Annotated in this window: 20 protein-coding genes, 1 tRNA gene and 1 riboswitch; of the genes, 10 read left to right on the top strand and 11 right to left on the bottom strand. The window is 59.9% G+C overall.

Features of this window, described 5'->3' with window-relative positions; all coding sequences use genetic code 11:
* Positions 1–5: 5 nt before the first annotated feature.
* Positions 6–1,166: an ABC transporter permease gene (locus K7A42_RS21100; RefSeq protein ID WP_006697379.1), complete on the bottom strand. Its 1,161-nt coding sequence runs from the start codon at positions 1,164–1,166 to the stop codon at positions 6–8.
* A 143-nt stretch (positions 1,167–1,309) separates the two neighbouring features.
* Here K7A42_RS21100 and dgcA point away from each other — a divergent pair, with 143 nt between their 5' ends.
* Complete coding sequence (gene dgcA, locus K7A42_RS21105; RefSeq protein WP_282455799.1) at positions 1,310–2,293, top strand: N-acetyl-D-Glu racemase DgcA; 984 nt, start codon at positions 1,310–1,312, stop codon at positions 2,291–2,293.
* Between the two features lie 297 nt (positions 2,294–2,590).
* Here the strand turns inward: dgcA and K7A42_RS21110 are convergent, their stop codons facing one another.
* Positions 2,591–3,430, bottom strand: a complete 840-nt coding sequence (locus tag K7A42_RS21110) for a UDP-2,3-diacylglucosamine diphosphatase (RefSeq protein WP_282455800.1) — start codon at positions 3,428–3,430, stop codon at positions 2,591–2,593.
* 229 nt (positions 3,431–3,659) lie between these two features.
* Between K7A42_RS21110 and K7A42_RS21115 the strand changes: the two genes are divergently transcribed.
* Both K7A42_RS21115 and K7A42_RS21120 read left to right on the top strand, forming a co-directional pair.
* Entirely contained in the window at positions 3,660–5,975 is a 2,316-nt protein-coding gene (locus K7A42_RS21115; protein WP_004442036.1) for an NADP-dependent malic enzyme, read from the top strand.
* 135 nt (positions 5,976–6,110) lie between these two features.
* Positions 6,111–7,211, top strand: coding sequence for a DUF2865 domain-containing protein (locus K7A42_RS21120; RefSeq protein ID WP_278066788.1), 1,101 nt, complete (start codon positions 6,111–6,113; stop codon positions 7,209–7,211).
* Positions 7,212–7,413: 202 nt separating this feature from the next.
* Here K7A42_RS21120 and bluB read toward each other — a convergent pair whose 3' ends face one another.
* Positions 7,414–8,106: a 5,6-dimethylbenzimidazole synthase gene (bluB, locus tag K7A42_RS21125; protein WP_107327744.1), complete on the bottom strand. Its 693-nt coding sequence runs from the start codon at positions 8,104–8,106 to the stop codon at positions 7,414–7,416.
* Between the two features lie 135 nt (positions 8,107–8,241).
* Positions 8,242–8,425: riboswitch (cobalamin riboswitch) on the bottom strand.
* 70 nt (positions 8,426–8,495) lie between these two features.
* A complete protein-coding gene (locus tag K7A42_RS21130; RefSeq protein WP_045533671.1) occupies positions 8,496–9,326 on the bottom strand; it encodes a TolB family protein in 831 nt (276 codons plus the stop codon).
* Between the two features lie 192 nt (positions 9,327–9,518).
* On the opposite strand from K7A42_RS21130, the gene K7A42_RS21135 reads away from it, so the two are divergent.
* On the top strand, positions 9,519–9,896 hold the full coding sequence (locus tag K7A42_RS21135) for a glyoxalase superfamily protein (RefSeq protein WP_108081893.1): 378 nt from the start codon (positions 9,519–9,521) through the stop codon (positions 9,894–9,896).
* Positions 9,897–10,168: 272 nt separating this feature from the next.
* Here K7A42_RS21135 and K7A42_RS21140 read toward each other — a convergent pair whose 3' ends face one another.
* The gene (locus K7A42_RS21140; RefSeq protein ID WP_022556239.1) at positions 10,169–11,848 is read right to left on the bottom strand and encodes an NAD+ synthase; all 1,680 of its coding nucleotides are present in this window, start codon (positions 11,846–11,848) and stop codon (positions 10,169–10,171) included.
* A gap of 227 nt (positions 11,849–12,075) precedes the next feature.
* Between K7A42_RS21140 and K7A42_RS21145 the strand changes: the two genes are divergently transcribed.
* From K7A42_RS21145 to sthA, 3 genes are all read left to right on the top strand, one after another.
* A complete protein-coding gene (locus K7A42_RS21145) occupies positions 12,076–14,016 on the top strand; it encodes an LTA synthase family protein (protein WP_282455801.1) in 1,941 nt (646 codons plus the stop codon).
* Positions 14,017–14,132: 116 nt separating this feature from the next.
* Positions 14,133–14,666 (top strand): DUF1003 domain-containing protein, encoded by a 534-nt coding sequence (locus tag K7A42_RS21150; protein WP_035210951.1) that lies wholly within the window; start codon positions 14,133–14,135, stop codon positions 14,664–14,666.
* Positions 14,667–15,421: 755 nt separating this feature from the next.
* Entirely contained in the window at positions 15,422–16,825 is a 1,404-nt protein-coding gene (gene sthA, locus K7A42_RS21155) for a Si-specific NAD(P)(+) transhydrogenase (RefSeq protein ID WP_004442050.1), read from the top strand.
* 257 nt (positions 16,826–17,082) lie between these two features.
* On the opposite strand, the gene K7A42_RS21160 is transcribed toward sthA, so the two are convergent.
* From K7A42_RS21160 to K7A42_RS21175, 4 genes are all read right to left on the bottom strand, one after another.
* Positions 17,083–17,730 carry a hypothetical protein gene (locus K7A42_RS21160; RefSeq protein WP_004442052.1) on the bottom strand — a complete coding sequence of 216 codons (648 nt, stop codon included), beginning with the start codon at positions 17,728–17,730 and terminating at the stop codon, positions 17,083–17,085.
* Between the two features lie 257 nt (positions 17,731–17,987).
* A complete protein-coding gene (locus K7A42_RS21165; protein WP_006700411.1) occupies positions 17,988–18,512 on the bottom strand; it encodes an AAA family ATPase in 525 nt (174 codons plus the stop codon).
* Between the two features lie 206 nt (positions 18,513–18,718).
* On the bottom strand, positions 18,719–20,197 hold the full coding sequence (gene tig / locus K7A42_RS21170) for a trigger factor (protein ID WP_004442056.1): 1,479 nt from the start codon (positions 20,195–20,197) through the stop codon (positions 18,719–18,721).
* Positions 20,198–20,437: 240 nt separating this feature from the next.
* Positions 20,438–20,520 (bottom strand) — tRNA-Leu (locus K7A42_RS21175).
* A 592-nt stretch (positions 20,521–21,112) separates the two neighbouring features.
* Between K7A42_RS21175 and K7A42_RS21180 the strand changes: the two genes are divergently transcribed.
* The 3 genes from K7A42_RS21180 (at position 21,113) to trmFO (ending at position 23,838) form a co-directional block, all read left to right on the top strand.
* Positions 21,113–21,259, top strand: a complete 147-nt coding sequence (locus K7A42_RS21180; RefSeq protein WP_004442060.1) for a DUF1127 domain-containing protein — start codon at positions 21,113–21,115, stop codon at positions 21,257–21,259.
* Positions 21,260–21,732: 473 nt separating this feature from the next.
* Positions 21,733–21,876: a DUF1127 domain-containing protein gene (locus K7A42_RS21185; RefSeq protein ID WP_003495735.1), complete on the top strand. Its 144-nt coding sequence runs from the start codon at positions 21,733–21,735 to the stop codon at positions 21,874–21,876.
* A 519-nt stretch (positions 21,877–22,395) separates the two neighbouring features.
* Positions 22,396–23,838 (top strand): methylenetetrahydrofolate--tRNA-(uracil(54)-C(5))-methyltransferase (FADH(2)-oxidizing) TrmFO, encoded by a 1,443-nt coding sequence (trmFO, locus tag K7A42_RS21190; protein WP_282455802.1) that lies wholly within the window; start codon positions 22,396–22,398, stop codon positions 23,836–23,838.
* A gap of 6 nt (positions 23,839–23,844) precedes the next feature.
* Here trmFO and K7A42_RS21195 read toward each other — a convergent pair whose 3' ends face one another.
* Together K7A42_RS21195 and K7A42_RS21200 are read right to left on the bottom strand one after the other, a co-directional pair.
* Positions 23,845–24,462 carry a TadE/TadG family type IV pilus assembly protein gene (locus K7A42_RS21195; RefSeq protein WP_107339377.1) on the bottom strand — a complete coding sequence of 206 codons (618 nt, stop codon included), beginning with the start codon at positions 24,460–24,462 and terminating at the stop codon, positions 23,845–23,847.
* Positions 24,459–25,025: a TadE/TadG family type IV pilus assembly protein gene (locus K7A42_RS21200; RefSeq protein WP_035211529.1), complete on the bottom strand. Its 567-nt coding sequence runs from the start codon at positions 25,023–25,025 to the stop codon at positions 24,459–24,461. The genes K7A42_RS21195 and K7A42_RS21200 overlap by 4 nt, the downstream gene beginning before the upstream one ends.
* Between the last annotated feature and the right edge of the window lies 1 nt (position 25,026).

Here is a 25,026-nt window from a genome sequence, read left to right on the forward strand (position 1 = left end):
CCTCCCTAGAAATCGATGGCTGCGTAGAAGATGGCAAAAAGACCATCCACCAGAATGACGACGAAGATCGACTTCACCACCGAGGAGGTGACGTGCTGGCCGAGCGATTCCGCCGAGCCGCCCACTTTCATGCCCTCCACCGCCGCGACGATGCCGATGATGAGCGCCATGAACGGCGCCTTGATCATGCCCGCTGCGATGGTCGATTCCTCCACCGCGCCATGCAGACGCGAGAGGAACACCTCAAAAGTGATGCCGGAATAAAGCAGCGCCACGATGGCAGCACCAAAAAGCGCGGCAAAATTGGCGAGAATGGTCAGAAGCGGCAGCGCAATGGTGAGCGCCACCAGCCGCGGGAACACCAGCACGCCCACGGGATTGAGGCCAATCACCTTCAGCGCGTCGATTTCCTCGCGCATCTTCATGGAGCCGATTTCGGCGGTGATGGCGCTGCCGGAGCGGCCGGCGATCATGATCGCAGTCAGCAGAACACCGATTTCACGCAGCTGGAGAATGCCGACCAGATCGACGACGAAGACCTCAGCCCCGAAATATCTGAGCTGGAACGCGCCTTGCTGGGCGATGATGGCACCGATCAGGAACGACATCAGCATGATGATCGGCACGGCGCGCACGCCCATATGGTCGATCTGGTTGACGATTGCCGCCGGCGAGACGCCGCGCCCGCGTCCGAGCTTCATCTGCGCACCGCGTACTGCCGAACCCAGAATATACATGCCCGCCAGGAAATCCGCGCCATTCTGGACCACGGCCTTGCCGATCGGAGAAAAGATGCGCTCCACCAGTCCCTCGCGCGCGACCGGCTCCGCCTCCATCTCCGCCTTGTCGGGCAGCTGCCCGATCACCTGCTCGATACGGTCGTTGCCGCTGAGCGTGACTGTCGCACCATTCGCCTCGAGGTCCTTGCGCAGGCGCTGGATGATCCAGGCGCCGGTTGTATCGATGGACTCGACGGAGGAAAGCTCGATCTCCACCGGGCCGGCGGGTCTGCTTTTTTCGATCTTATCGAGATCAGGTAAAACGGCGGAGAGATTACTGTTGCGCCAGGAGCCGCTCATGACATAGCGCAGGCCGCCGCCGGAGACGGCGCCGTCTTCGGTGATTGCGGCTGGGGTCGCCTGTTGCCGTGTGTCCTGTTCTTGCATAATGCTCCGAGCGAATGCAGCCGTCACGAGATTCTTAAAGGTTTCATAACGTTTCGGCCTCCGGCAAGCCACAGTGGCAGCCGACAATTCGTGATAAATTTGGCGTCATGTGTCATTTGACGCCCAATCGGAAGTGAAAAAACATGCCCCGTTACCTTCAAGCCACAACAGAACGTTTCGCCGTTGCTGGCAGCTTCACCATTTCACGCGGCACCCGGACGCATGCGGATGTCGTAACGTGCACCATCCGCGATGGTTCCTTCACCGGCAGAGGTGAATGTGTGCCCTATCCGCGATATGGCGAAAGCATCGAAGGCGTCATTGCCGATATCGAGGCGATGGCGGAGCGGATCGCCGCAGGCCTGACGCGGCAGGAGTTGCAGCAGGCGATGAAACCGGGTGCGGCCCGTAATGCGGTGGATTGCGCGCTTTGGGATATCGAGGCGAAGATGAGCGGCCAGAGCGTCGCCGAGCAGGTCCTCGGACAGGAGGCAGAGCCGCTCGTCACAGCCTATACGATTTCGCTTGCAGACCCGGAGACCATGGCCGCAAAGACCGCAGAGAACGCCGGACGTCCGCTTCTGAAGATCAAGACCGGCACAGCCGACGATGAAGCCCGCCTGCGGGCCGTCCGCGCAGCCGCACCCGAGGCGCGCATCATCATCGATGCCAACGAAGGCTGGAATGACGATAATATCGAATATTATCTGAGGCTTGCGGCAGAGCTGAAGATATCGCTGATCGAACAGCCCCTGCCCGCCGGCAAGGACGCCATTCTCTCCCGTATCGACCATCCGGTGCTGATCTGCGCCGATGAAAGCGTGCATTCCACCAAGGACCTCAACGGCCTGCGCGACCGCTACGACGCGATCAACATCAAGCTCGACAAGACCGGCGGCCTGACGGAGGCGCTTGTCATGAAGGCGGAGGCCGAAAGGCTCGGTTTCACCATCATGGTCGGCTGCATGCTCGGCACCTCGCTGGGCATGGCACCTGCCGTGCTTGCCGCGCAGGGCACGGCCTTTGCCGATCTCGACGGCCCGCTGCTTTTGGCCGAGGATCGGGAGCCTGGGCTGGTTTATGAAGGGTCACTTGTTTATCCGGCGCGGCCGGAATTGTGGGGATAGAGCTCTCGCTAAGGGTCCGGACTGGGTTGGTGCCTAGAGGCTGCATTCGCACCCTCTCTCCGGTGCGTCACCGGAAGGTTACTGAGAAGCCTCTAAAGCCTCACCTCCGTCATGCCGGACCTGATCCGGCATCCAGCCACGGCGCGTCTGCGCCGTGAGAAATAAGTCTTACGCGATCAAAGACTTGATCGCACTGGATCCCGGCTCAGGGCCGGGATGACGGTATGCGGATGCTACAATTTCAACCAACACTCGTTTACAGGTGAGCCTACCATCAGCGCCCGTCAAACGCTCCAATCACGCCGCGTGCTTGCCAATCAGCCCCGGAATATTCACCGGCTCCATTTCGTCCGATGTCTGCTCGGCAACCACTTCGCTCGTCTGCATCCAGGTGATCAGCTCGAAGCTGCCATCGGCGTTCTCGGCAATCGCCGTGCAGCTTTCCACCCAGTCGCCGGTGTTGATGTAACGTATGCCGTCCATGTCTTCCATGACGGCGTGGTGAATATGGCCACAGATCACGCCGTCGACATTGTTGCGCCGGGCTTCATCCGCCACCACACGCTGGAATTCACCGATGAAGTTGACGGCGTGTTTCACCTGCAGCTTGGCCCAGGCCGAAAACGACCAGTAAGGCAGGCCGATGCGGCGGCGTACGGCGGCGATGGCGATATTGATGGCGATTGCTGCGTCATAGGCCCAGTCGCCGAGATAGGCGAGCAGGCGGGCGTTGCGCACCACCACGTCGAACTCGTCGCCATGGATGATGAGATATTTCCTGCCGTCGGCCGCCTCATGGATCATGCGCTCGGCCACTTCGATGCCGCCGAAATGCATGCCGGGGAACTCCCGCAGGAATTCATCGTGATTGCCGGGAATATACACGATGCGGGTTCCCTTGCGGGCCTTGCGCAGCAGCTTTTGCACCACGTCGTTGCAACCCTGCGGCCAGTACCAGCTGCGGCGCAGGCGCCAGCCGTCGACGATGTCACCGACGAGAATGATCGTTTCGGCCTCGTGATGTCTGAGGAAGTCCAGCAGATAGTCAGTCTTGGCCGCCTTGGAACCAAGATGAACATCCGAAATGAAAAGCGTTCTGAACTGTCTGGTTTCGGTTTGACCGGCCACGGATTTCATCCCCCTGTTCGGTTGCGTCCCTGCGGCTTTCTTCCCTCTCAGAACCAGACTCGTGTTTCAGCAACATGACAGCGACCGTTTTTTGCAGGGAATATGACGAAACGCTTCACGAAAACGCGAATAAGCCGTGGCCGCATTTGCATGAGACGCCCGTAAATAACGGCTGTACCACGGGGAAGTTTGTTGTATTCAGGGGTCCGAAATAAAACCAGATACGACGGTGGAAGACATGACCTCTCACGATAAGAACAACACGCCCGCCAACACGGCAAAGGCCGACATCGAAGAACAGGCGCTCTTTTTCCACCGCTATCCGCGCCCCGGCAAGCTGGAGATCCAGGCCACCAAGCCGCTCGGCAACCAGCGCGATCTGGCGCTCGCCTATTCGCCGGGTGTCGCCGCACCCTGCCTCGCCATCCATGAAAATCCGGAAATGGCGGCGGATTACACCGCCCGCGCCAATCTCGTCGCCGTCATCTCCAACGGCACGGCCGTGCTTGGCCTCGGCAATATCGGCCCGCTTGCCTCCAAGCCTGTGATGGAAGGCAAGGCCGTCCTTTTCAAGAAATTCGCCGGTATCGACGTGTTCGATATCGAGATCGACGCGCCCGGCATTAACGACATGGTTTCCACCATCGCGGCGCTGGAACCCACCTTCGGCGGCATCAACCTTGAAGACATCAAGGCGCCGGAGTGTTTCGAGGTGGAGCGCCAGCTGCGCGAGAAGATGAACATTCCCGTCTTCCACGACGACCAGCACGGCACCGCGATCATCGTCGCCGCTGCTGTCACCAACGCTCTGGAACTGGCCGGAAAGTCCCTGTCCAGCGTCAAGATCGTTGCCTCGGGCGCCGGTGCGGCAGCCCTTGCCTGCCTCAACCTCCTCGTTGCGATGGGCGCGAAGAAAGAAAACATCTGGGTCCACGACATCGAGGGCCTCGTTTATGACGGCCGCAATACGCTGATGGACGAGTGGAAGGAAGTTTACGCCCAGAAGACCGACAAGCGCGTGCTGGCCGAAACGATCGACGGCGCCGATGTCTTCCTCGGCCTGTCGGCGGCAGGCGTTCTGAAGCCGGAACTGCTGGAGCGCATGGCGGAGAACCCGCTGATCCTCGCGCTTGCCAACCCCAAGCCAGAAATCATGCCGGAAGAGGCGCGTGCCGCCCGCCCGGACGCGATGATCTGCACCGGCCGTTCGGATTTCCCGAACCAGGTCAACAACGTGCTCTGCTTCCCCTATATCTTCCGCGGCGCGCTCGATTGCGGCGCGACGACGATCAACGAGGAAATGAAGATGGCCGCCGTGCAGGCCATCGCGGAACTCGCGCGTGAGGAAGTCTCCGAAGTGGCCGCCAAGGCTTACAGCGGCGAAACGCCGATCTTCGGCCCGACCTACCTCATCCCCTCGCCCTTCGATCCGCGCCTTATCCTGCGCATTGCCCCGGCCGTTGCCCGTGCTGCCGCCGCAAGCGGCGTTGCCGCCCGGCCGATCACCGATTTCGAAGCCTATCTCGACCAGCTGAACCGCTTCGTCTGGCGCTCGGGTTTCATCATGAAGCCTGTCTTCAACGCCGCAAAGGCCGCCGAAAAGAAGCGCATCATCTTTGCCGAAGGCGAAGACGAGCGCGTGCTGCGCGCCGCCCAGGTGCTCTTGGAAGAAGGCACCGGCATCCCGATCCTCATCGGCCGTCCGCAGATCATCGAAACGCGCCTCAAGCGTTTCGGTCTGCGCATCCGCCCGCATACGGATTTCGCCGTGGTGAACCCGGAAGACGATCCGCGCTACCGCGACTACGTGGATGATTATTTCGCCCTGGTCGGCCGCGCCGGCATCAACCCGGAAGCGGCACGCACCATCGTGCGCACCAACACGACTGTCATCGGTGCGCTGTCGGTCAAGCGTGGCGAAGCCGATGCGCTGATCTGCGGCCTCGAAGGCCGTTACGACCGCCATCTGCGCGACGTGAACCAGATCATCGGCAAGCAGGACGGCGTCCGCTCCTTCGCCGGCCTCAGCCTGCTCATCACCCAGCAGGGTGCGCTGTTCCTCACCGATACCTTCGTCAACAACGACCCTACATCGGAAGAAGTGGCCGAAATGGCCATTCTTGCCGCGAAGGAAATCCGCCGCTTCGGCATCACGCCGAAAATCGCGCTCGCCAGCCATTCCAATTTCGGCTCGCGCGATTCCGAAAGCGCCCGCAAGATGCGCCGCGCGCTGAAGATCGTGCAGGAGGCTGCACCCGAACTGGAAGTGGACGGCGAAATGCAGGGCGGCTCGGCCCTGTCGGAAGCCCTGCGCAAACGCGCCATGCCCAACAGCGTTTTGACCGGCGAAGCAAACCTTCTGGTCTTCCCGAACCTCGATGCCGCCAACATCACGCTGGGCGTCACCCGCACCTTGACGGAAGGCCTGCATGTCGGCCCGATCCTGCTCGGCACGGCCCTGCCCGCCCATATCCTGTCGCCCAGCGTCACCTCGCGTGGCGTCGTCAACATGGCGGCCTTTGCCGTGGTGCAGGCCTCTCACCCTTCGGTGTAATGAAGGCGCATTAACGCAGTTTTGAACATGCTGTTGCCGCAATGCGGCAACAGCTTATGTTATCTTCCTGAAACACGGATTTCCTGAAGCATAACACCCCTGCCACCGGCCGGGGACATCAAACGGATCGCACAATTGACCCGGCGCAGCCGCATCATCGGCCTTCTGCTTCCCCTTGTTTTCATTGCTCCTGCCGCCGCTCTTGCGGATCAGGTGTGCGATACGCTTTATCAACAGTTGCGAGAACCACCCCGTGTCATCGGCAACACGGCCGAGGTGCGGCGTTACGCCAATGCGCTTGCCCACCAGAACATCGTCATCCGCAAGATCAGGAACGACATGCGCAGCTATGGCTGCTCGTCCGGCAGCGTTATCGTTTATGGCAATCCCAATGCCGGGCTCTGCGCCGAGATCGGCGATGCGCTTGTGGATGCCGAGGCCGAACGCGACGCGATCATCCGCGATCGCGACGACGCCATGGCGGCGGCGAGGAGCGACGACGGCGATACCAGGCGCGAGCGCATTCTTGCCGCCCTCGATGCCAATGGCTGCACCCCCGCTGAGGAGATGAACCGTCAAGCATCGCCTGCACCCGATGTGACGCGTTATCCCGATGCCTTCAGGCAGAATGGCGGTGAGCCGGGACAGGCGGGCCTTTCCCCTTACCCCAACGCCGCCGCGGAGGGCGGGCTTCGCACACTCTGCGTGCGCACCTGCGACGGCTCATTCTTCCCGATCGCCTCCAACGCCTCGCCACTCGATTTTCGCGCCCAGGCCGAGCAGTGCCAGAAAATGTGCCCGGGAACCGAGACGGAGCTCTATTTCCACTCCATGACGGATCAGGAAACAGCAGACATGGTGTCCGCTGAAACCGGCAAACCCTACAAGGATCTGCCGACCGCCTTCGCCTATCGCAATGCCTCAACGAAAGCGCCCGGCTGCGCCTGCAACATGGCCGCCTATCACGAGGAGATGCAAAAGCAGGAACAGGCGTCGCGGCCGGAAGCCGAAAAGCCCTATTCCAGCATCACCACCATTCCATCGCCGCAAGGTGACAAGGCCCCAAAGCCCGCCGAGCAGCAGGCCGCAAAGCCGCCGGAACAACCTGTTCCTGAGCGCGACTATGACCCGAACGACACAAAAGTGCGCGTCATCGGGCCCAAATTCCTGCCGGACCAGACCGGCAAGATCGACCTGAAGAACCCGGCGCTGAAGGGTATCCAGCCACAGCAGTGAAATCTCTTCTGCACGCGGAATGGTGCGAGCGCGTGCCCCTTGTTTCTTCTCCCCGCCGGGGAGAAGTCCGCGGCAGCGGGATGAGGGGGCAAGCTCTCCGAAAATCTCCGCCGTTACCCCCTCATCCGACCCTTCGGGCCACCTTCTCCCCGGCGGGGAGAAGAAATGGGCAACGTCCCGCCCTATTCGCAGGCCTCCGGGTCTACACCCCACCCCAGCGGTTACGAAACACAAGCTCCTCCAGCGGCACGCGCTGCCGCCAGCCCTTCACCGCCAGTTCCGGTTCGGTATAAAGCGTATCGACCCGGCCGAGACATAGCCAGGCGACAATCTCGATATGATCGGGGATATCCAGAATGGCCCTGATATCGCTGTCATGGAAAATACTGACCCAGCCGACGCCGACGCCTTCGGCGCGGGCCGCGAGCCAGAGGTTCTGGATGGCGCAGACGGTGGAATAGACATCCGTGCGTGCATTATGGGTGCGACCCAGCACCACCTTGCCACCCCGTGTCGGATCGCAGGTGACGCAGATGCTGAGCGGCGCCTTGCGGATGCCTTCGAGCTTCAGGCTGCGATAAAGCGCCTGCTGCTCGCCCGCAAACATCGCCGCCGCCTCTTCATTGGCGCGGCTGAAGGCCAACCATGCCGCCTGGCGCACGGCGCCATCGGTGACGAGGGTGAAGTTCCACGGCTGCATGAAACCGACCGAGGGCGCCGAATGCGCCGCCCTCAAAAGGCGCTCGATGAGATCATCCGGCAGCGGGTCCGGCAGGAACTGGTCGCGCACATCGCGGCGGGTTTCGATGGCACGATAGACGGCCTCACGCTCCTCGCCGGAAAACGGGCGGGCGGGCGAAAGCGCGTGATCGAACGGGTTGGAGTCGGGCGGCATGGTGACGGGCGACATGGTGACGGGCGGTTCGGTCGGCATCGTTTATCCCTAACAATGCGGGGCGGGCCGGTGCCGAAACCATGGGAGGTTTGCAGCGACGACGCGCTTTTCCAGCGACCTGCCGCCGTCCGCGCGGTTCGGTCCATCCTGCCAGGCCGGTCTTCTGACTAAGCTTCATCCGCCCCGTTTCGCCTTCCCGAATTGCTCCAGTGGCATGAGAAAAAGAGCATCCGCCTCACAGCGTTGGGCACGTTCCGGTTTTTCACCGGATTCCCGATTCTCCCGCCGAAGGGCGGGCACCTGACGGGTGAAGCTATGGGCAAAAAAGCTTGCGAACACAAGTGCCGTGCAGGTGGTGCGGCAATGTGGCCTGCCGCACCTTACCTTCATCATTCCGCCGGGAAATATCTGACATAAGCGAACTCGTCGCCATCAGGTGACCAGTTAGGAGAGTTCATCGTGCCCTGCCCGCCAAACAGCTCGAAAAGCGTTTCGACATTGCCGCCATCCATATCCATAAGCCGCACCCGCACGTCGAGATCGCGGGGATGATCGAACACGTCGCCGTCATAGGAAATGAAGACAACCTTGTCCCCCCTTGGTGACGGGTGCGGAAACCAGTCGCCATAGGAGCTGTCGGTGATGCGCTCCACCACTGAGCCATCCACCCGCACCCGCCAGATTTGCATCCGTCCGGTGCGGCTGGAATTGAAATAGATCCACGCACCGTCAGGCGAATAATCCGGCCCGTCATTGCGGCCCTCACCATGGGTAAGGCGTGTCTCAACGCCGCTGTCTATGTCCATGGAATAGATATCGAAAATCTGATCGCGAATGCCGCAATAGGCGAAGCTTTTCCCATCCGGTGACCAGCCGTGCCAGTAGGAAGGAAGGTTCTCCGTCATCAGCTTCGGCGTGCCGCCCGCCGCTGGCAGCAGATAAATCGCACTCTTGCCGAATTCCACCTTGTCGGAAATGGCATAAAGCGAACCGTCAGGCGAAATGCCGTGGTCATTGTTGCACTGGATTGCGAAACCCGTATCGACCTTTTGTGGCGACGCATCACCGGAAAGGGACAGGCGATAAAGCAGCCCATCGCTGTTCAACAGCAGATATTGTCCATCCGGCGACCAGTTCGGCGCTTCGAAAAGATCGGGCGTCTGCCACACCACCCGCATCTGCCGGGTGCGGATGTTGAAGATTTCGATGGAGCTGCGCATTCTGCCTCCCGGGCGGGTCCGTGTTCTCATTCATAGCGCTTGGTGACGCAGACATTCCGTTTGCATCCACCATCGCCTCGATTATGATCCTAGGGCGGCAGGCACCGTCCTGCAAATTCAAACCGGAAAAAACGCCAGCGCCCCGGCACCGTCCGCGGCCCGCCCCGTTTCTCCCAGATCAGAGGTTCCGCGATGAATACCATCGCCGATCACGGCATCCGCTTCGGGCGGATTGCCGCCATGCTTCCTGTCAAGAATATCGAAAAGGCCCATGATTTTTATGTCGGCGTGCTCGGCTTCGAAAAGACCTTCGCAAACGGCAACCCTGTGGGCTTCATGATCCTCAAACAGGGCAATGCCGAGCTGCACCTGACATTGCAGCCCAGCCACAAGGCAGCGCCCTTCAATGTGGCGCATATGATGGTGAGCGATGTGGACGCGCTGCATGCGCTCTGCAAGAGCCAGGGCTTGCGCATCATCAAGGGCCTGCAGGACAAGGATTACGGTCTAAGGGCCTTTGTGTTTGAAGACCCTGACGGCAATCGTATCGATGTGGGGCAGGTTATTTGAGGTGAGCGGCGCGGAGTTTTCCGCGCCAATCAAGACGCTCCGCTGTGGATCGAGCGCATGACACTTGTTTCTTCTCCCCGAGGGGGAGAAGTCCGCGGCAGCGGGATAAGGGGGCAAGCAAGCTTCGTGATATACGGAGGGGTTGCCCCCTCATCCGACCCTTTGGGCCACCTTCTCCCCGGCGGGGAGAAGAAATATGCCGCACCGTCTCACAATGCGTTTGCCCAATTCATTAAGCAGGGACGGCGTTAAACGCGCCTTCCCAAAACGCCCTACCGATCACGGAACCGGTTGGTGATCGGATAACGCCGGTCCCGCCCAAAGTTCTTCTTGGTGATCTTCACACCCGGCGCCGATTGCCGGCGTTTATATTCGGCGAGGTAAAGCAGATGTTCGACCCGGTGCACGGTCGCCACATCATGGCCGCGCGCCAGAATTTCCTCGACCGACATTTCCTTCTCGACAAGGCATTCGAGAATATCGTCCAGCACCGGATAAGGCGGCAGCGAATCCTGGTCGGTCTGGTTGGGGCGCAATTCGGCCGATGGAGCCTTGGCGATAATGTTGGCGGGGATCACTTCGCCGGAAGGGCCGAGCGCGCCCGGCGGCACATGGGCGTTGCGCCAGCTGGAAATGGCATAGACCTGCATCTTGTAGAGGTCCTTGATGGGGTTGAAACCGCCATTCATGTCGCCATAAAGCGTCGCGTAACCCACCGACATCTCCGACTTGTTGCCCGTCGTCACCACCATTGAGCCGAACTTGTTCGAAACGGCCATCAGGATGGTGCCGCGCGTGCGGCTCTGCAGGTTTTCTTCGGTAATGCCCTCTTCCGTGCCCTCGAAAAGTTCTGACAGCGCAGACAGGAAACCTTCCACCGGCTCCACGATCGGCACGATATCGTAACGGCAGCCGAGCGCCTTGGCGCAATCGGCGGCGTCCTTCAGCGATTCTTCCGAGGTATAGCGGTAAGGCAGCATGATGCAGCGTACCCGCTCCTCACCCAGCGCATCGACGGCAAGGGCGGCGCAGATCGCCGAATCGATCCCGCCGGAAAGGCCGAGAACCACGCTCTTGAAACCGTTCTTGTTGACGTAATCGCGAAAGCCCAGCATGCAGGCGCGGTAATCCGCCTCCTCACCCTCGGGAATCTTGGAAAATGGCCCGCTTTCGCAGCGCCAGCCATCCGCTGTGCGTTTCCAGTCGGTTACAGCAAGCGTGGCTTCGAACTGGCTCATCTGGAAGGCGAGCGTCTTGTCGGCATTGAAGCCAAAGCTCGCACCATCGAACACCAGCTCGTCCTGCCCGCCCAGCTGGTTGGCGAAAACCAGCGGCAGGCCGCTTTCGATCACCTGCCGGAGTGCCACCTGATGGCGCACATCCAGCTTGCCGCGGTAATAGGGCGAGCCGTTCGGCACCAGCAGGATTTCCGCGCCGCTTTCGGCCAGCGTCTCGCAGACGCCCATGTCGTTCCAGATTTCCTCGCAGATCGGAATGCCGATCCTCACGCCGCGGAAATTATAGGGCCCGGAAATCGACCCTTCGGAGAAAACACGCTTTTCGTCAAACTCGCCGTAATTCGGCAGGTCGATCTTGTCGCGCAGCGCAATGATCTTGCCGCCATCGAGAAGCGCCACGGAATTGTGCCGACCCGTCTCGCCCTGTCGCGGAAAACCGATAACGATACCCGGCCCGCCATCGGCGGTTTCCGCCGCCAGTTCTTCCACCGCTTTCAGACATGCTTTCAAAAAAGCAGGTTTCAGTACCAGATCCTCTGGCGGATAGCCTGAAATGAAGAGTTCGGTGAGAAGCAGAAGATCGGCGCCCTGCGTTGCCGCATCGGCCCTTGCTTCACGCGCCTTGGCGAGATTGCCCGCCACGTCGCCAACGGTGGGATTGAACTGCCCGACGGCAATCCGGAGATGGTTCTCTATATCGTGTCTGTCGCTCATAACCCTTCAATACCGCGCCCGTGATCGCTCCGCAACGCAGCAATTCCCACTTGCATTCATTCGTGCGCTTCTCGACACAGCCGCCCTCACGCGAAGGTTATCGCGCTTATATGCACATCTCATAAAGTTCATGTCGCGTTCATCGCGCTTATGTGACAGTTACATGACACTTTTGCGACACCCGATTCACCTCCCCGGATCGGTGCTGGCGCCTGAAATACCGGAGTATGGGTTTGAGAGATTCGGCGCCAAAAACAACGGCTTCCGAAAAGGCTGGTTTTGTCTTTTCGCCTGCATGGACAAGGAGCCTTTCGAAGCTTTCTGGCACGGCCTACACGCTTGCCAACCTGACGGTCGCGTCCGTCGTGTTGGTCGTGGCGTTGGAATGGGTCGTCCGCGGCTCGCTTCAGGATGTCGGCACTTTCATCAGCTCCTCCGCGCGTCCGGGCATGACAACCATTGCCGCCGTGCTCGCCCTTCTCGTCGCGCTGGATTCGATCCTCGGCCGGCGTTATCTTTCGCTGATTGCGGTCGCGCCGCTCTGCGCACTGGTGGGGCTGATCTCAGCGCAGAAACAGACCTATCTCTCCGATCCGCTTTATCCCTCAGACCTGTTGTTCGGGCGGCAGATTCTCGAACTTTTGCCAACCATGCTGAAGGCGCAGCCGTTTACGGCGATGCTGGTGGGTCTCGGCCTCAGCGCCGCAATTGCCTCTCTCGCGGCTCTCTGGCTGCTGGCGCACCGTCATTCGCCGGTGTTGCGCTGGCGTGAGCGCGCCGCCGGCCTTGCGCTGGCGCTGCCGCTTCTCGCCAGCCTCGCCTCGCTGATGGACTATTCGCATTATTCCTGGGTGCGCGATCGCCTCAACATCATCCCCATGATGTGGGATCAGCAGGAAAACTACCGTCACAACGGCTTCCTGATGGCCTTCGCCTTCAATATTCCCATGGCCAATGTCTCGGCGCCGGAGGGTTACGGCGAAAACAGCATCGCCGATCTCACCTCGGAACCGGCATCTTTCGCCGCCAACAAGGGTGATTACCCTGATGTCATCATGCTGATGAGCGAATCGCTCTGGGATCCGACCCGGCTTGAAAACGTGAATCTCTCGGCCGATCCCATGCCGACCATCCGCGCCAAACAGTCCGGCAACGTGTTTTCGCCCGAGTTCGGCGGCATGACGGCAAATGTGGAATTCGAGGCCTTGACCGGCTTTTCGAACGCCTTCCTGCCCTATGGCAGCATTCCCTACCAGCAATATATCCGCCGCCCGGTGCCCTCGCTCGCCAGCTTCTTCCGCGGCGAAGGTTATTCCGCCATCGCAGTTCATCCGTTCCAGGAATGGTTCTGGAACCGCAAGCAGGTCTATAAAAATTTCGGCTTCGAGGAATTCCGCTCCGAAGAGACGCTGCCGGCCATGGAAAAACGCGGCAATTTTGCCTCCGACGACGCGCTGATGGAAGAGATCATGGAGACGGCGGACCGGACGCAGAACCCGCTCTTCCTCTTTGCCGTCACCCTGCAGGGACATGGCCCCTATGAGACAAACCGTTACGCCGAAAACACCATCGGCATTGAGGGCGAACTTTCGGCTTCGGCCTCGCAGGCGCTCGCCACCTATTCTCAAGGGGTGGTGGAAGCGGACGAAGCGCTGCTGAAGCTGATGCGCTGGGCAAAGAAGCGTGATCGTGAGACCATCATCGTCCTCTTCGGCGATCATCTGCCGCCGCTCGGCCAGACCTTCGTGGAAAGCGGCTATATGCCGGGCATGGTGGCAAGCCGCCGCGCACCGCTCGAGGTAATGAAGAAGGAGCACGAGACGCCGCTCGTCGTGTGGTCTTCGAAGAAGGGCGTGCGTAAGAATATCGGCACCATCAGCCCGGCGCTCTTGCCCTATCACGTGCTGAAGACCGCAGGCTTTTCCGATCCATTCTATACCGGCACGCTGGGTGAAGTTCAGCAGGCCTTTTCCGTGATCGACCGGCACATGCTGGTGACGGCCGGTGGCGATGCCCTGCCCGACTGGTCGATCGCGCCGAACGCGGTCCCTGACGTGGTGCGCAATTATCGCCTGCTGCAATTCGACATGATGTTCGGCAAGCAATATGGAAAAGAGCGCTTTTTCCCCGGCTTCAATTGGCTGCACGAGGGCGCGCCGTCGGTGTAATGAATTTCGGCGAGGGACGCCTGAACGCATGGTGGCGGAAAACGTTTGAATTCCGCCATCATGCGGGTTTATCTCGGGAAAGCTCCGCACCGCCAATCAGAACCGGAGACACGCCCGTGTCAGATATCTCCGACTATATCGTCTCTCATTTCAAGCGCTCCTCTCGTGAAATCGGCGAGGTGGAACGGCGCATTCTCGAGCTGGCGCACCAGAAAAAGCTGGTTTCAAGCGATATTAATGCGGAATTTTCCGCCGGCGCCAGTTTCGGCGACAGGCTGGCAGACAAGATTGCCAGGGTCGGCGGTTCCTGGAGTTTCATCCTCGGCTTCTGCTTTTTCCTGATTTTCTGGGCTATCATCAACACCATCGTACTGACCACCCGCGCTTTCGATCCCTATCCCTTCATCTTCCTCAACCTGCTGCTCTCCATGCTGGCGGCCATTCAGGCGCCGATCATCATGATGTCGCAGAATCGTCAGGCCGCCCGCGACCGCTTCGAGGCCGCCAAGGATTATGAGGTGAATCTGAAGGCAGAACTGGAAGTGCTTTCACTGCATGAAAAGATCGATGTGAAAGTGCTGGCCGAACTGGCTGCGCTGCGGCAGGACCTTGCAGCACTTCACCGCCACGTCACCCGCAAGGAAGACTGACACCGGAAAAATTCACCCTCGCTTTCCCCGCTCCGCGACAGGCTGTTATATTGGTCGCAGTCCTGCCGGGTGGACGCCAGACGTGGCGGAAACCAAGGGACGGTCCTGGTGGTGGAACGCTGGCAACGTTCGTGGAAAGGACCATGTCGCAGGGTGCAGTGCACGGCCCTTGCGAGATACGGCATGGTGAAAGACCCGGCTGCGCAACGCATCCGACCCACACCAACCCCAACCAAGGCGCAGCCGGGCAATCGCCCGACCTCTCTCGCGATCACCCGTTCGGCAGTGCCGTGCGGGATGAAGCTGTTGGGGTTTTAGGGGCATGTTCAGGAAAAGTGGACGGAGGTGGATGTGGCTTACCCCCCTCTGCCCTGCCGGGCATCTCCCCCTCAAGGGGGGAGATCGGCCAGAGGCCCTTTCGCCACTTCATCCTCGACGTTGAGATAGTCGGAACCTTGCCGCATATCGATCTCCCCCCTTGAGGGGGAGATGCCCAGCAGGGCAGAGGGGGGTAAGCCACGCCCACCTCCCTCCGATGTGAATCGCGCGACCCTCCGAAAATCCTCACCCAGTTACGAATCCGTCAGATTCTTACGCTACAGATTGACGCAGGCGTTTGTTGCATTGCACTCTAGCGGGCAAGGCAAACGGGGGAATCACTCCCCATCGTCAAAATGGCATCACGCCCATTTCGCAGTGACGCCATGCCGGATGCGACATCCGGTATCGAAATGCATTCTATTCCGGGGTTTTTCATGCACCAGTTCGATCTGATTGTTGTCGGCAGCGGTCCGGCGGGAAGACGGGCCGCCATTCAGGCCGCCAAGCTCGAAAAGAAGGTTCTGGTCATCGAGAAAGGCAGCCGCGTCGGCGGCGTTTCGGTGCATACCGGCACCATTCCATCCAAGACCCTGCGCGAAACCGCGCTCAACCTCACCGGCTGGCGCGAGCGCGGTTTTTACGGTCGCTCCTATCGCGTCAAGCAGGAGATCGACGCCGAGGATCTTCGCCGCCGCCTGCTCATCACCCTGGATCACGAAGTGGAAGTGCTGGAACACCAGTTCGCCCGCAACCGCGTGCAGCACATTCGCGGCACGGCAAGCTTCGTTGACGCCAACACCATGAAGGTGGTGAAGAACGACGGTGAGATCATGAATGTCACCGGCACTTCCATTCTGTTGACCATCGGCACCCGCCCCTACCGGCCGCCGCATATTCCCTTCGATGGCGAAGCGGTGCTCGATTCGGACGAGATTCTCGAAATCAAGGAACTGCCGCGCTCCATGATCGTGGTTGGCGCCGGCGTCATCGGCATCGAATATGCCACCATCTTCAGCGCGCTCGATACGCAGGTGACGGTGGTGGAACCGCGCGAAACCATGCTCGAATTCATCGACAAGGAAATCGTCGAGGATTTCGCCTATCAGCTGCGCGACCGCAACATGAAGCTGATCTTCGGGCAGAAGGCGGAAAAGGTGGAGCGCGACGAGAGCGGCAAGTGCCTCGTCTCGCTCGGCAATGGCCGCGTTCTGAAGGCCGAGACCGTCCTCTTCGCCGCCGGCCGTGTCGGCGCCACCGATACGCTCAACCTTTCGGCCTGCGGGCTGGAAGCCGACAGCCGCGGCCGCCTGAAAGTCGATCCTGAAACCTTCCAGACGTCCGTGCCGAACATCTATGCCGCCGGCGATATCATCGGTTTCCCGAGCCTTGCCTCCACGTCCATGGAACAGGGCCGCATCGCCGCCCGCCATGCCGTTGGGGCACCGGCCGGCGAACCGCCGCAGTTCTTCCCTTATGGCATCTATGCCGTGCCGGAGATCTCCACCTGCGGCCTGACGGAAGAGGAAGTCATCGAACGCAACATTCCCTATGAATGCGGTATCGCCCATTTTCGCGAGACCTCCCGCGGCCACATCATGGGTCTCGACAGCGGCCTCCTGAAGATGATCTTCTCGCTGAAAACCCGCCGCCTGCTCGGCGTCCATATCGTCGGCGAAGGCGCCACCGAACTGGTGCATATCGGCCAGGCGGTGCTGAACCTCAAAGGCACGGTGGAATATTTCGTCGAGAATACGTTCAACTACCCGACACTGGCGGAAGCCTACAAGATTGCCGGGCTTGATGCGTGGAACCGCATGGGTGAGATCAAGAAGGATTGAGGTTGCGCGGGGGCGGCTTTTGAGACGGCGGAGTTGCCGTAATCGGCCTTCTGAGAAAGCACAGCATCCCCATCCCGTCATCCCGGCCTTGAGCCGGGATCCAGCGCGATCAAGTCTTTGATAGCGAAAGGCTCTTTCACAGCGCCGACTCGCCGTCACTGGATGCCGGGTCAAGCCCGGCATGACGGAGGAAAGGTTTTCGCCCCTAAAGAGACTTTCTCACCTGCGAACTAACCGTATACAGCCAGCCCGCCCCCTCACCACCGAATACTGTACCGCGCACTTACCCCCGGCCGGAAATGATCCGCATAACCCTGATCCAGCGTCCCGCGCACCGTCAGGTGATCGCCCAGCTTCTGTTCCACCGCGACACCGCTGCTGAACTCGTTGAAACTGTTGCGGCTCGCCCCCGTCAGCACGAAGGCCGTGCCGGTTTCCGAGCGGGACAGGCGCAGCGATTGTGAGACATCAAGCCCGTTCCATTGCTGCGCCGTGCCGTCATACCGCACGGTGAAATTGCGGTTCGCCTCGATATCCAGCTCCGGCGTAACGATGCGCTTCTGCTGCGAGGTCATGGAAACGCTGCTCGACCCTGTCAGGGCGTTGAACATGACGCCGACATCCCGCGCAAGCGAGACGCCCGGCAGCTGTTCGGCCAGCAACGTGACATTACCCCACAGCCGCACCGGCGTATCCACCACCTGCCCCGTCTTTGAGGCATTCATGCCCATTTCCAGCCCGGCCCGGATCGGGGTATCGACCGGCAGTTTCGCGCCGATGCGCGCCGTATAGGACCGATCGGAATTCTTGACCGGCTTCCAGATCAGCCCCGCCTCATCGGCATGGGCGGCCGCGGCTGCGGTGAAGAACAATAATACAAGGGCAGAACCCGTTCGAAGCGACATACTTGTCCCCTGGCAAATTAAGGGCGCACCGGGAGAACCCGGCAAGCACGGTAAAAGCTAAGGCCAATGGTTTGGCTGCGATGAAGCCACATTCAAGCGGCGCAATGCCCGAACGGCCGCTTGATACGACCAGGCAAATCATGCTGCGCAGGGTGCCAGATGAACGGGAGATGAACAAGAGCATATGCAGCAAAAAATCATGCTGCACTGCATTGTGATCGGAACAAGGATGCGGGACGCCCGGTCGCTACTCTTTTTCAATCGTTGGCGCAACGCGCGAGAATATCATCCACGACAGCATTTAGAGATCGGGATGAATCGATGACCGTGGCGTAAGCGGGAATGTCTTCTTTCGTCGCATGGAGCTGCAGAACAAATTCCCGCTCCTCCGGCTCTCCGCCAAACTCGTCCCGGGGTCTCTCGATCAACCGTCTTCGCAGGGTCTCGCTATCGAGATCGAGAACGAAGACCTCAGCGAACACATCGATAAAACGCTGAAAATTCCTTGAGCCACCGCAGAAGAATGTGAGCGTCTGGCTGTGATCGGCGGCAATCCCCCGAACCTTTTCGACATCCCATATATGATGCCGGTGACGGAAACGCATATCCGCCGCATCGCCCTCCAGAGCTGGATCAAGGGCCGCGCCCGTTTCAGGGTCGCCCTTATATGCAAGTTCGCGGTCGCCATGGATCACATGATGGCCGCGTCGCTGAAGTTCTGTTGCAACCGATGTCTTGCCGACACCGGAGACACCCTCGATCAGGTAGTTTCTGACACCCATGGCGCTTCCATTGACTCCCCCGCTTTGGCCGGTGACGCATGAACTGGTGGCCATGGATTGGAAACATAATAACCAGGGATGACATAACCATGTCGGAAGACTGTGGATCGGGTGACTGTCGCACCCCACCAAAAAAGACGGCCAAACAAAAAGGCCGCAGCTTTCGCCACGGCCCTTCCATTCAAATCAGCTTGCACTGAAGAAGATTATTCGGCGTCGCCTTCAGCAGCCTTCTTCTTGGCCGGAGCCTTCTTCTTCGGGGCGGCTTCTTCGCCTTCAGCGGCGTCGTCAGCCTTGGCAGCAGCCTTTTTCTTGGCAGGCGCCTTCTTCTTGGTTTCCGTGGCTTCTTCGCCGTCGTCAGCCAGCAGCTCTTCCTTGGAAACGGTCTTGTCCGTTACCGAGATTTCGGTGAGCAGCTTGTCGATGACCTTTTCTTCGAAGATCGGAGCGCGCAGCGAAGCGGAAGCGCCGGGGGTGTTGCGGAAGAAATCGAGGATTTCCTTCTGCTGGCCCGGGAACTGCTGCAGCTGCTGGAACAGCGCGCGCTGCATTTCCTCTTCGGTCACTTCGACCCCGGCCTTTTCGCCGATTTCGGAGAGAACGAGGCCAAGACGGACGCGGCGTTCAGCCAGCTTGCGATATTCTTCGCGGGCTTCTTCTTCGGTCGTGTCTTCGTCAGCGAAGGTCTTGCCGGACTGGGCGAGATCGGTGTTGATCTGGCGCCAGATGTTGTCGAACTCGGCGTCAACCAGGCCAGCCGGCGTGTCGAACTTGTACATCTCGTCCAGCTGGTCGAGGATCTGGCGCTTGACCTTCTGACGGGTGACGTTGCCGTACTGGCTTTCGATCTGACCCTTGACGATTTCCTTCAGCTTTTCAGCCGATTCGAGGCCAAGCTTTTCGGCCAGTTCGTCGTTGATTTCAACCGGAGCGGCGGCAGCAACTTCCTTGACGGTGATGTCGAAGTTGGCTTCCTTGCCGGCAAGGTTCGCCGCCGGGTAATCGGCCGGGAACGTCACTGTGATGGTCTTTTCGTCGCCGGCCTTGACGCCAACCAGCTGGTCTTCGAAGCCGGGGATGAAGCGGCCCGAACCGAGAACCAGTTCAGCGTCTTCAGCAGCGCCGCCGTCGAAAGCAACGCCGTCAACCTTGCCGAGGTAGTTCATGGTGACACGGTCGCCTTCAGCGGCCTTGCCCTTCTTGGTCTCGTAGGTGCGGGCGCTTTCGGCGATCTTGAGGATCTGCTCGTTGATTTCGTCTTCGGTCACTTCCACAACTTCGCGGGTAACCTTGATGCCGTCATTGGCCTTCAGTTCGATGGCCGGAATGATTTCGTAGGCAACGGTGAATTCGAAGTCGGATTCGGCCGACAGGATCTTTTCAGCTTCCTGCTCGTCTTCGGTCATGGAGATCGCAGGCTGCGTTGCAGACTTCTCGCCACGGCTGGAGAGGATTTCGGACGGCTTTTCACGAACCAGCTCGTTGACGAGGTCGGCCATGATGGACTTGCCGTACATCTTCTTCAGGTGGCCAACCGGCACCTTGCCGGGACGGAAACCGTTGATGCGAACCTTGTCCTTGGCGTCGACCAGGCGCTCGTCCAGACGGGCCTTCATGTCGGCAGCCGGAATAACGACCTTGAGTTCGCGCTTCAGCCCTTCAGCGAGCGTTTCGATAACCTGCATTTTCCTAACCTTCACATCATGGCGGCGGTGCTCAGACAGCCGTTGGTTTACTTTCGAGCACTGCGCCGGAAACATCGTTCCCCGGCCGTGGCTTCCCTTATTTCTTACACAAGCGCCTGCCGGACACCGTTACGCCTGCACCGGAGAATAAAGACCAAAGGGGAGAAATGAACCCCGAAGCTCCCCGCATCCTGTAAGGATGCACTCTGGCGCAAGCGTGGCACAGCCATGCCTTGCTTGTGGTGCGGGTAGAGAGACTCGAACTCCCACGCCGAAGCGTTGGTACCTAAAACCAATGCGTCTACCAATTCCGCCATACCCGCACGTTGGGCGGCGGTATGTCACAATGTTCAGAAAGGGTCAAGCACGCCGTTCCGCTGCCTTTCGTTTCGCCCGGACTTTTCTTGCCGGCCGGGCTGGGCAGAAGGAGGCCCGACCCGCTTTCGCGACCGGCCAACGGATTTTCGGAACACGAAAGACCGGCAAGCCTTCCGGATACAGGGACGAAAGCGGCGTAGCGCGCCATCGTCCTCCCCGATTACCGACCCCCCATCATATGGCCGCTTCACGCTAACACGCGGCTGCACTGACATTATATATAATATGGCATGGCGGGCACATGATGGCGCCGGTACCGCCGCACGCAGCCGCCGCATGACGCACCGCCGCAAGGCTGCAGGCGGATAACTCCATCAAAAGCACACAAATTGGTCACAAATTATGCATGAATCGCCGCAATCGGGGCATTTTACCGGATTGCATTGCGTTTAATGCATAGGTGGCATCTTGCTTTGTCTGTTTTTGTTTTGATTAAACCGATTATATTTATGGTCATACAGACATCGAGTTCAGCCCCGGACCAAAGCCTCCCAAGACTGGCCGCGGCGACTGAACAGCACGAAGAGGAAGATGAAAATGAACATTGCACGCTCGCTCACCAACTGGCGCAAGTATCGTCAGACCGTAACCGAACTCGGCCGCATGACCGACCGCGAACTGAATGACCTCGGCATTGGCCGTCAGGACATCCGCCGCGTCGCCAAGACCGCCGTCGGCTTCTAATTAGACGCCCCGCCGCTCTGCGGCGGATGCGAGACGACCTACCCAAAAAGGCCTGAGGCTTCCGCCTCTGGCCTTTTTTCGTTTTGGGCGGCGCCCCACCTCGAAGCAATTCTTCTGTACCGCCTGCTGGGCCGACGGATAAATGCATTGATGCCGAGTGTGGGCGTACGCGAGGATGATGTCCGAGCCTGCTCCGATTGCCCTCTCACGCCGCAGAGCCCCTTCGAAAGCCGTCTAAGGCCGCCATATCCTTCAAAGCCGCCTCAAAGGCAGGCATTTCCGCTCATATTTTGCCCATATGATACCCAAAGCCGCAAATTTAGACGACATACTGCACAAATGCATGGCAGTAGCCTAAATTCTGCACTGCACAACATGGCTTCATGTCTATATATAAACCTCAACAGCCGAGAGCACAGAGAAACCGCTGAGCCGGCAGACGAAATCAACAGAGATAGATTGAGGAAACGACCATGAACCCTATCCGCATCGCAAAGAACTGGATCTCCTACCGCCGCACGATCAACGAACTCGGCAGCCTCTCCAACCAGGCTCTGAGCGACATCGGCCTGACCCGTTACGACATCCGTAACGTAGCAGCCCGTTCGTTCCGCTAAGGCGTAAACGATCGTCCCGCTGCCCGACCTCCAGGGCGCGACGATTGAGCGACAGGTTAAGAAAGCGGCGCCTCTGGCGCCGTTTTTGATTCTGGAGTTTCCGCTGCAAGCAGCTATTTTTCGAAGATGCACTCCTGGCTTCCGCCACCATTCGGTTTTACAGGGCCGACCGGCATTTCGGATACGGGCGCTACGCCAAATACATCGGGTTCGAGATCGCCGCTTGTTTCTTCTCCCCGCCGGGGAGAAGGTGGCCCGAAGGGTGGGATGAGGGGGCTAGCTCCCCTGATATCTCCAACCTCGCCCCCTCATCCCGCTGCCTGCTTCAAAATGCGCGTCTGCTCCTCGATCCCGGCGGGAGCTTCGTAGCCCACTAGCCTCCATCCGCCAAAACCATTTGGCTGCCCCCGCCATGCATGCTAGTGCATCGGCAAACAATGCCGCGTCCTTTTAGGACCCGCGCGGAACTCTCACTCGAAGGACGGCCGCCGGACGGGAGCCTTGGCCCCGCGGCTGCCCATGGACACCGAAATGCAAGACAAGACCATTTCTCCCATTCACGTCGTCGGCGGCGGGCTGGCCGGTTCGGAAGCCGCATGGCAGATTGCGGAGAGCGGCGTGCCCGTCATTCTGCACGAAATGCGCGGCGTGCGTGGCACGGATGCGCATAAGGGCGATACGCTGGCGGAACTGGTCTGTTCCAACTCCTTCCGCTCCGACGATGCGACGGCCAATGCGGTTGGTGTCATCCATGCGGAAATGCGGCTTGCCGGCTCGCTGATCATGGCCTGCGCCGATAAGCACCAGGTGCCGGCCGGCGGCGCGCTTGCCGTTGACCGCGACGGATTTTCCGAGGCCGTGACGAAAACGCTGGAGGGTCACCCACTGGTGACGATCCTCCGCGAAGAGGTGAACGGCCTGCCGCCGAAGGAATGGGGCAACACGATCATCGCGACCGGGCCTCTGACCTCGCCGGATCTTGCCGCCGCCATCCAGGCCGAGACGGGTGAGGATGCGCTCGCCTTTTTCGACGCCATCGCCCCGATCGTCCACCGCGACAGCATCAACATGGATATCTGCTGGTACCAGTCGCGTTACGACAAGGTCGGCCCTGGCGGCACGGGCAAGGACTACATCAACTGCCCCCTGGATGAGCAGCAATATAACGCCTTCATCGACGCGCTGATCGCGGGAGACACGGTCGGTTTCAAGGAATGGGAAGGCACGCCCTATTTCGATGGCTGCCTGCCGATCGAAATCATGGCCGAGCGCGGACGCGAAACGCTGCGCCATGGCCCCATGAAGCCGATGGGCCTGACTAACGCGCATAACCCTACCGTCAAGGCCTATGCCGTCGTCCAGCTGCGCCAGGACAATGCGCTCGGCACGCTCTACAACATGGTCGGTTTCCAGACGAAGCTGAAATACGGGGTTCAGGCGGATGTGTTCCGCATGATACCCGGCCTCGAAAATGCGGAATTCGCGCGCCTCGGCGGCCTGCACCGCAACACCTATATCGATTCCCCCACCCTGCTTGACCGCTCGCTGAAGCTGAAATCCCGGCCGGACCTGCGTTTCGCCGGCCAGATCACCGGTTGTGAGGGTTATGTGGAAAGCGCCTCCGTCGGCCTCCTCGCCGGCCGCTTCGCCGCCGCCGAGCAAAAGCGCGAAACCCCGAGCCTGCCGCCGGCCACCACCGCGCTCGGTTCGCTGCTCAACCACATCACCGGCGGCCACCTGTCTTCCGATGATGAACCGGGCAAACGCTCCTTCCAGCCGATGAACATCAATTTCGGCCTCTTCCCCGAACTGGAGCCGGGCTCGATCGTCAAGCCAGAAAGCGTCAAGCGTTTTCGCGGCAAGGACAAGACGATCATGAAACGTCAGCTGATCGCGGCGCGGGCGTTGAAGGATTGTGCAGCGTGGCTCGGCGAAGGCCAGACCGCCACAGAAGCGCAATGAGGCTGCTCAGTCCGGTTTGGGTACAGATTTGGGTTTGGGCGTGCGCGTGAGGTTCCATTTTGCGAAATCCGATTTGCCGCTCTGGTATGGATATCGCTGGGAAAAGAACGGGTTAACAGCCGCAACATATTCGAATTTGAGCGTGATATCGGCGAGGACCGCGATCAGCGGCTTATAGCTGTACCGCCCGGAGACGACGATGATAGCTTCCTGGGCAACGAAACCGTTGGCAATCACGGTTTTCTCCCATGGCACATCTTCGGCAGAACCCATAAAATTGTGGGCGGGAAATTGCAGCCGGGCGACCTTGTCCACCAGTTTGACGCTTCTCAGCGTCAGGTCAAGTTTGCCCGTCTGGAGAATGCCGCTGCCGGAAAGGACGACGAAACTCGGAACCCCCGTGCGCACCCGTTTCTCGAATTCGGGAAATCTTGCCGCCCAGCGTGCCGAATTATCAACGACCGTCATGAACCGGTCATAACTCAGCCACCCTCGCCCTACCTCAATGACCACGGCAAGCATAAGGACGAGCAGCGGTGCCAGAAGCCCCATTTCCACCGCCGCAGCGCCAGAACGGCAACGACCGAAACTGCCAAGACGAAAAAACCATCTCGTCTTTTTCATTCGGTCACCCGTACGGCAGTGATGGCCAGGGAAATGTTGCGCAACTGATGAATGCCACCCGTGTCCGGCACGAGGAGCCGCGTCGTCGGCATCAAAAAATTCCACTTGTAACCGATTGCCAGAATGTACTGCCCGGCGGTATCGGCGGGCGGGCGAAAATCGTTCACGATCGGTGTGGGCACTTTGGCTTCGGCAATATCGTCGTCCGGGATCGGCAAGAGAGCGATCTTGAGGTTGGTTTCGTCCGTCCCGCCAATGAAATGAGAGGCAATTGCCTTGCGCAACGCAATCTCGGTCGCCGGCCGACCGTCCGCCGCCGCCTTGCGGAGATACTCGATGCCCGCATTGGACGCAAAAGAGAGATAGAGGTAATAGAGCATCAGCAGGCCGATTTCGAGCGTCCCGAAAATCAGCGCAAAAAACAGCGGCAACAGCAGCGCCGTCTCCACCGCCGTTGCCGCCTTTCGGTCGCCAAACAACCGGTAACATGCCGCATGCGTGAACCGGCATCCGCGCGGGCCGCCGCAGCTTTTGTCCTGAAGCAGGGAAAGAAAAGACTTCATC

The sequence above is a fragment of the Agrobacterium sp. InxBP2 genome (genome assembly GCF_026191755.1).
In the GTDB taxonomy this organism is placed as follows: Bacteria; Pseudomonadota; Alphaproteobacteria; order Rhizobiales; family Rhizobiaceae; genus Agrobacterium; species Agrobacterium pusense.

What these genes read in the sequence shown, in the direction of transcription:
- K7A42_RS21135 (WP_108081893.1), top strand. Translation starts at nt 9,519, where the DNA reads ATGAATACCATCGCCGATCACGGCATCCGCTTCGGGCGGATTGCCGCC.
- K7A42_RS21165 (WP_006700411.1), bottom strand. Translation starts at nt 18,512, where the DNA reads ATGGGTGTCAGAAACTACCTGATCGAGGGTGTCTCCGGTGTCGGCAAG.
- K7A42_RS21160 (WP_004442052.1), bottom strand. Translation starts at nt 17,730, where the DNA reads ATGTCGCTTCGAACGGGTTCTGCCCTTGTATTATTGTTCTTCACCGCA.
- K7A42_RS21110 (WP_282455800.1), bottom strand. Translation starts at nt 3,430, where the DNA reads ATGAAATCCGTGGCCGGTCAAACCGAAACCAGACAGTTCAGAACGCTT.
- K7A42_RS21115 (WP_004442036.1), top strand. Translation starts at nt 3,660, where the DNA reads ATGACCTCTCACGATAAGAACAACACGCCCGCCAACACGGCAAAGGCC.
- tig (WP_004442056.1), bottom strand. Translation starts at nt 20,197, where the DNA reads ATGCAGGTTATCGAAACGCTCGCTGAAGGGCTGAAGCGCGAACTCAAG.
- dgcA (WP_282455799.1), top strand. Translation starts at nt 1,310, where the DNA reads ATGCCCCGTTACCTTCAAGCCACAACAGAACGTTTCGCCGTTGCTGGC.
- K7A42_RS21180 (WP_004442060.1), top strand. Translation starts at nt 21,113, where the DNA reads ATGAACATTGCACGCTCGCTCACCAACTGGCGCAAGTATCGTCAGACC.
- K7A42_RS21145 (WP_282455801.1), top strand. Translation starts at nt 12,076, where the DNA reads ATGGGTTTGAGAGATTCGGCGCCAAAAACAACGGCTTCCGAAAAGGCT.
- bluB (WP_107327744.1), bottom strand. Translation starts at nt 8,106, where the DNA reads ATGCCGCCCGACTCCAACCCGTTCGATCACGCGCTTTCGCCCGCCCGC.
- K7A42_RS21130 (WP_045533671.1), bottom strand. Translation starts at nt 9,326, where the DNA reads ATGCGCAGCTCCATCGAAATCTTCAACATCCGCACCCGGCAGATGCGG.
- K7A42_RS21195 (WP_107339377.1), bottom strand. Translation starts at nt 24,462, where the DNA reads ATGAAAAAGACGAGATGGTTTTTTCGTCTTGGCAGTTTCGGTCGTTGC.
- K7A42_RS21185 (WP_003495735.1), top strand. Translation starts at nt 21,733, where the DNA reads ATGAACCCTATCCGCATCGCAAAGAACTGGATCTCCTACCGCCGCACG.
- trmFO (WP_282455802.1), top strand. Translation starts at nt 22,396, where the DNA reads ATGGACACCGAAATGCAAGACAAGACCATTTCTCCCATTCACGTCGTC.
- K7A42_RS21200 (WP_035211529.1), bottom strand. Translation starts at nt 25,025, where the DNA reads ATGAAGTCTTTTCTTTCCCTGCTTCAGGACAAAAGCTGCGGCGGCCCG.
- K7A42_RS21140 (WP_022556239.1), bottom strand. Translation starts at nt 11,848, where the DNA reads ATGAGCGACAGACACGATATAGAGAACCATCTCCGGATTGCCGTCGGG.
- sthA (WP_004442050.1), top strand. Translation starts at nt 15,422, where the DNA reads ATGCACCAGTTCGATCTGATTGTTGTCGGCAGCGGTCCGGCGGGAAGA.
- K7A42_RS21100 (WP_006697379.1), bottom strand. Translation starts at nt 1,166, where the DNA reads ATGCAAGAACAGGACACACGGCAACAGGCGACCCCAGCCGCAATCACC.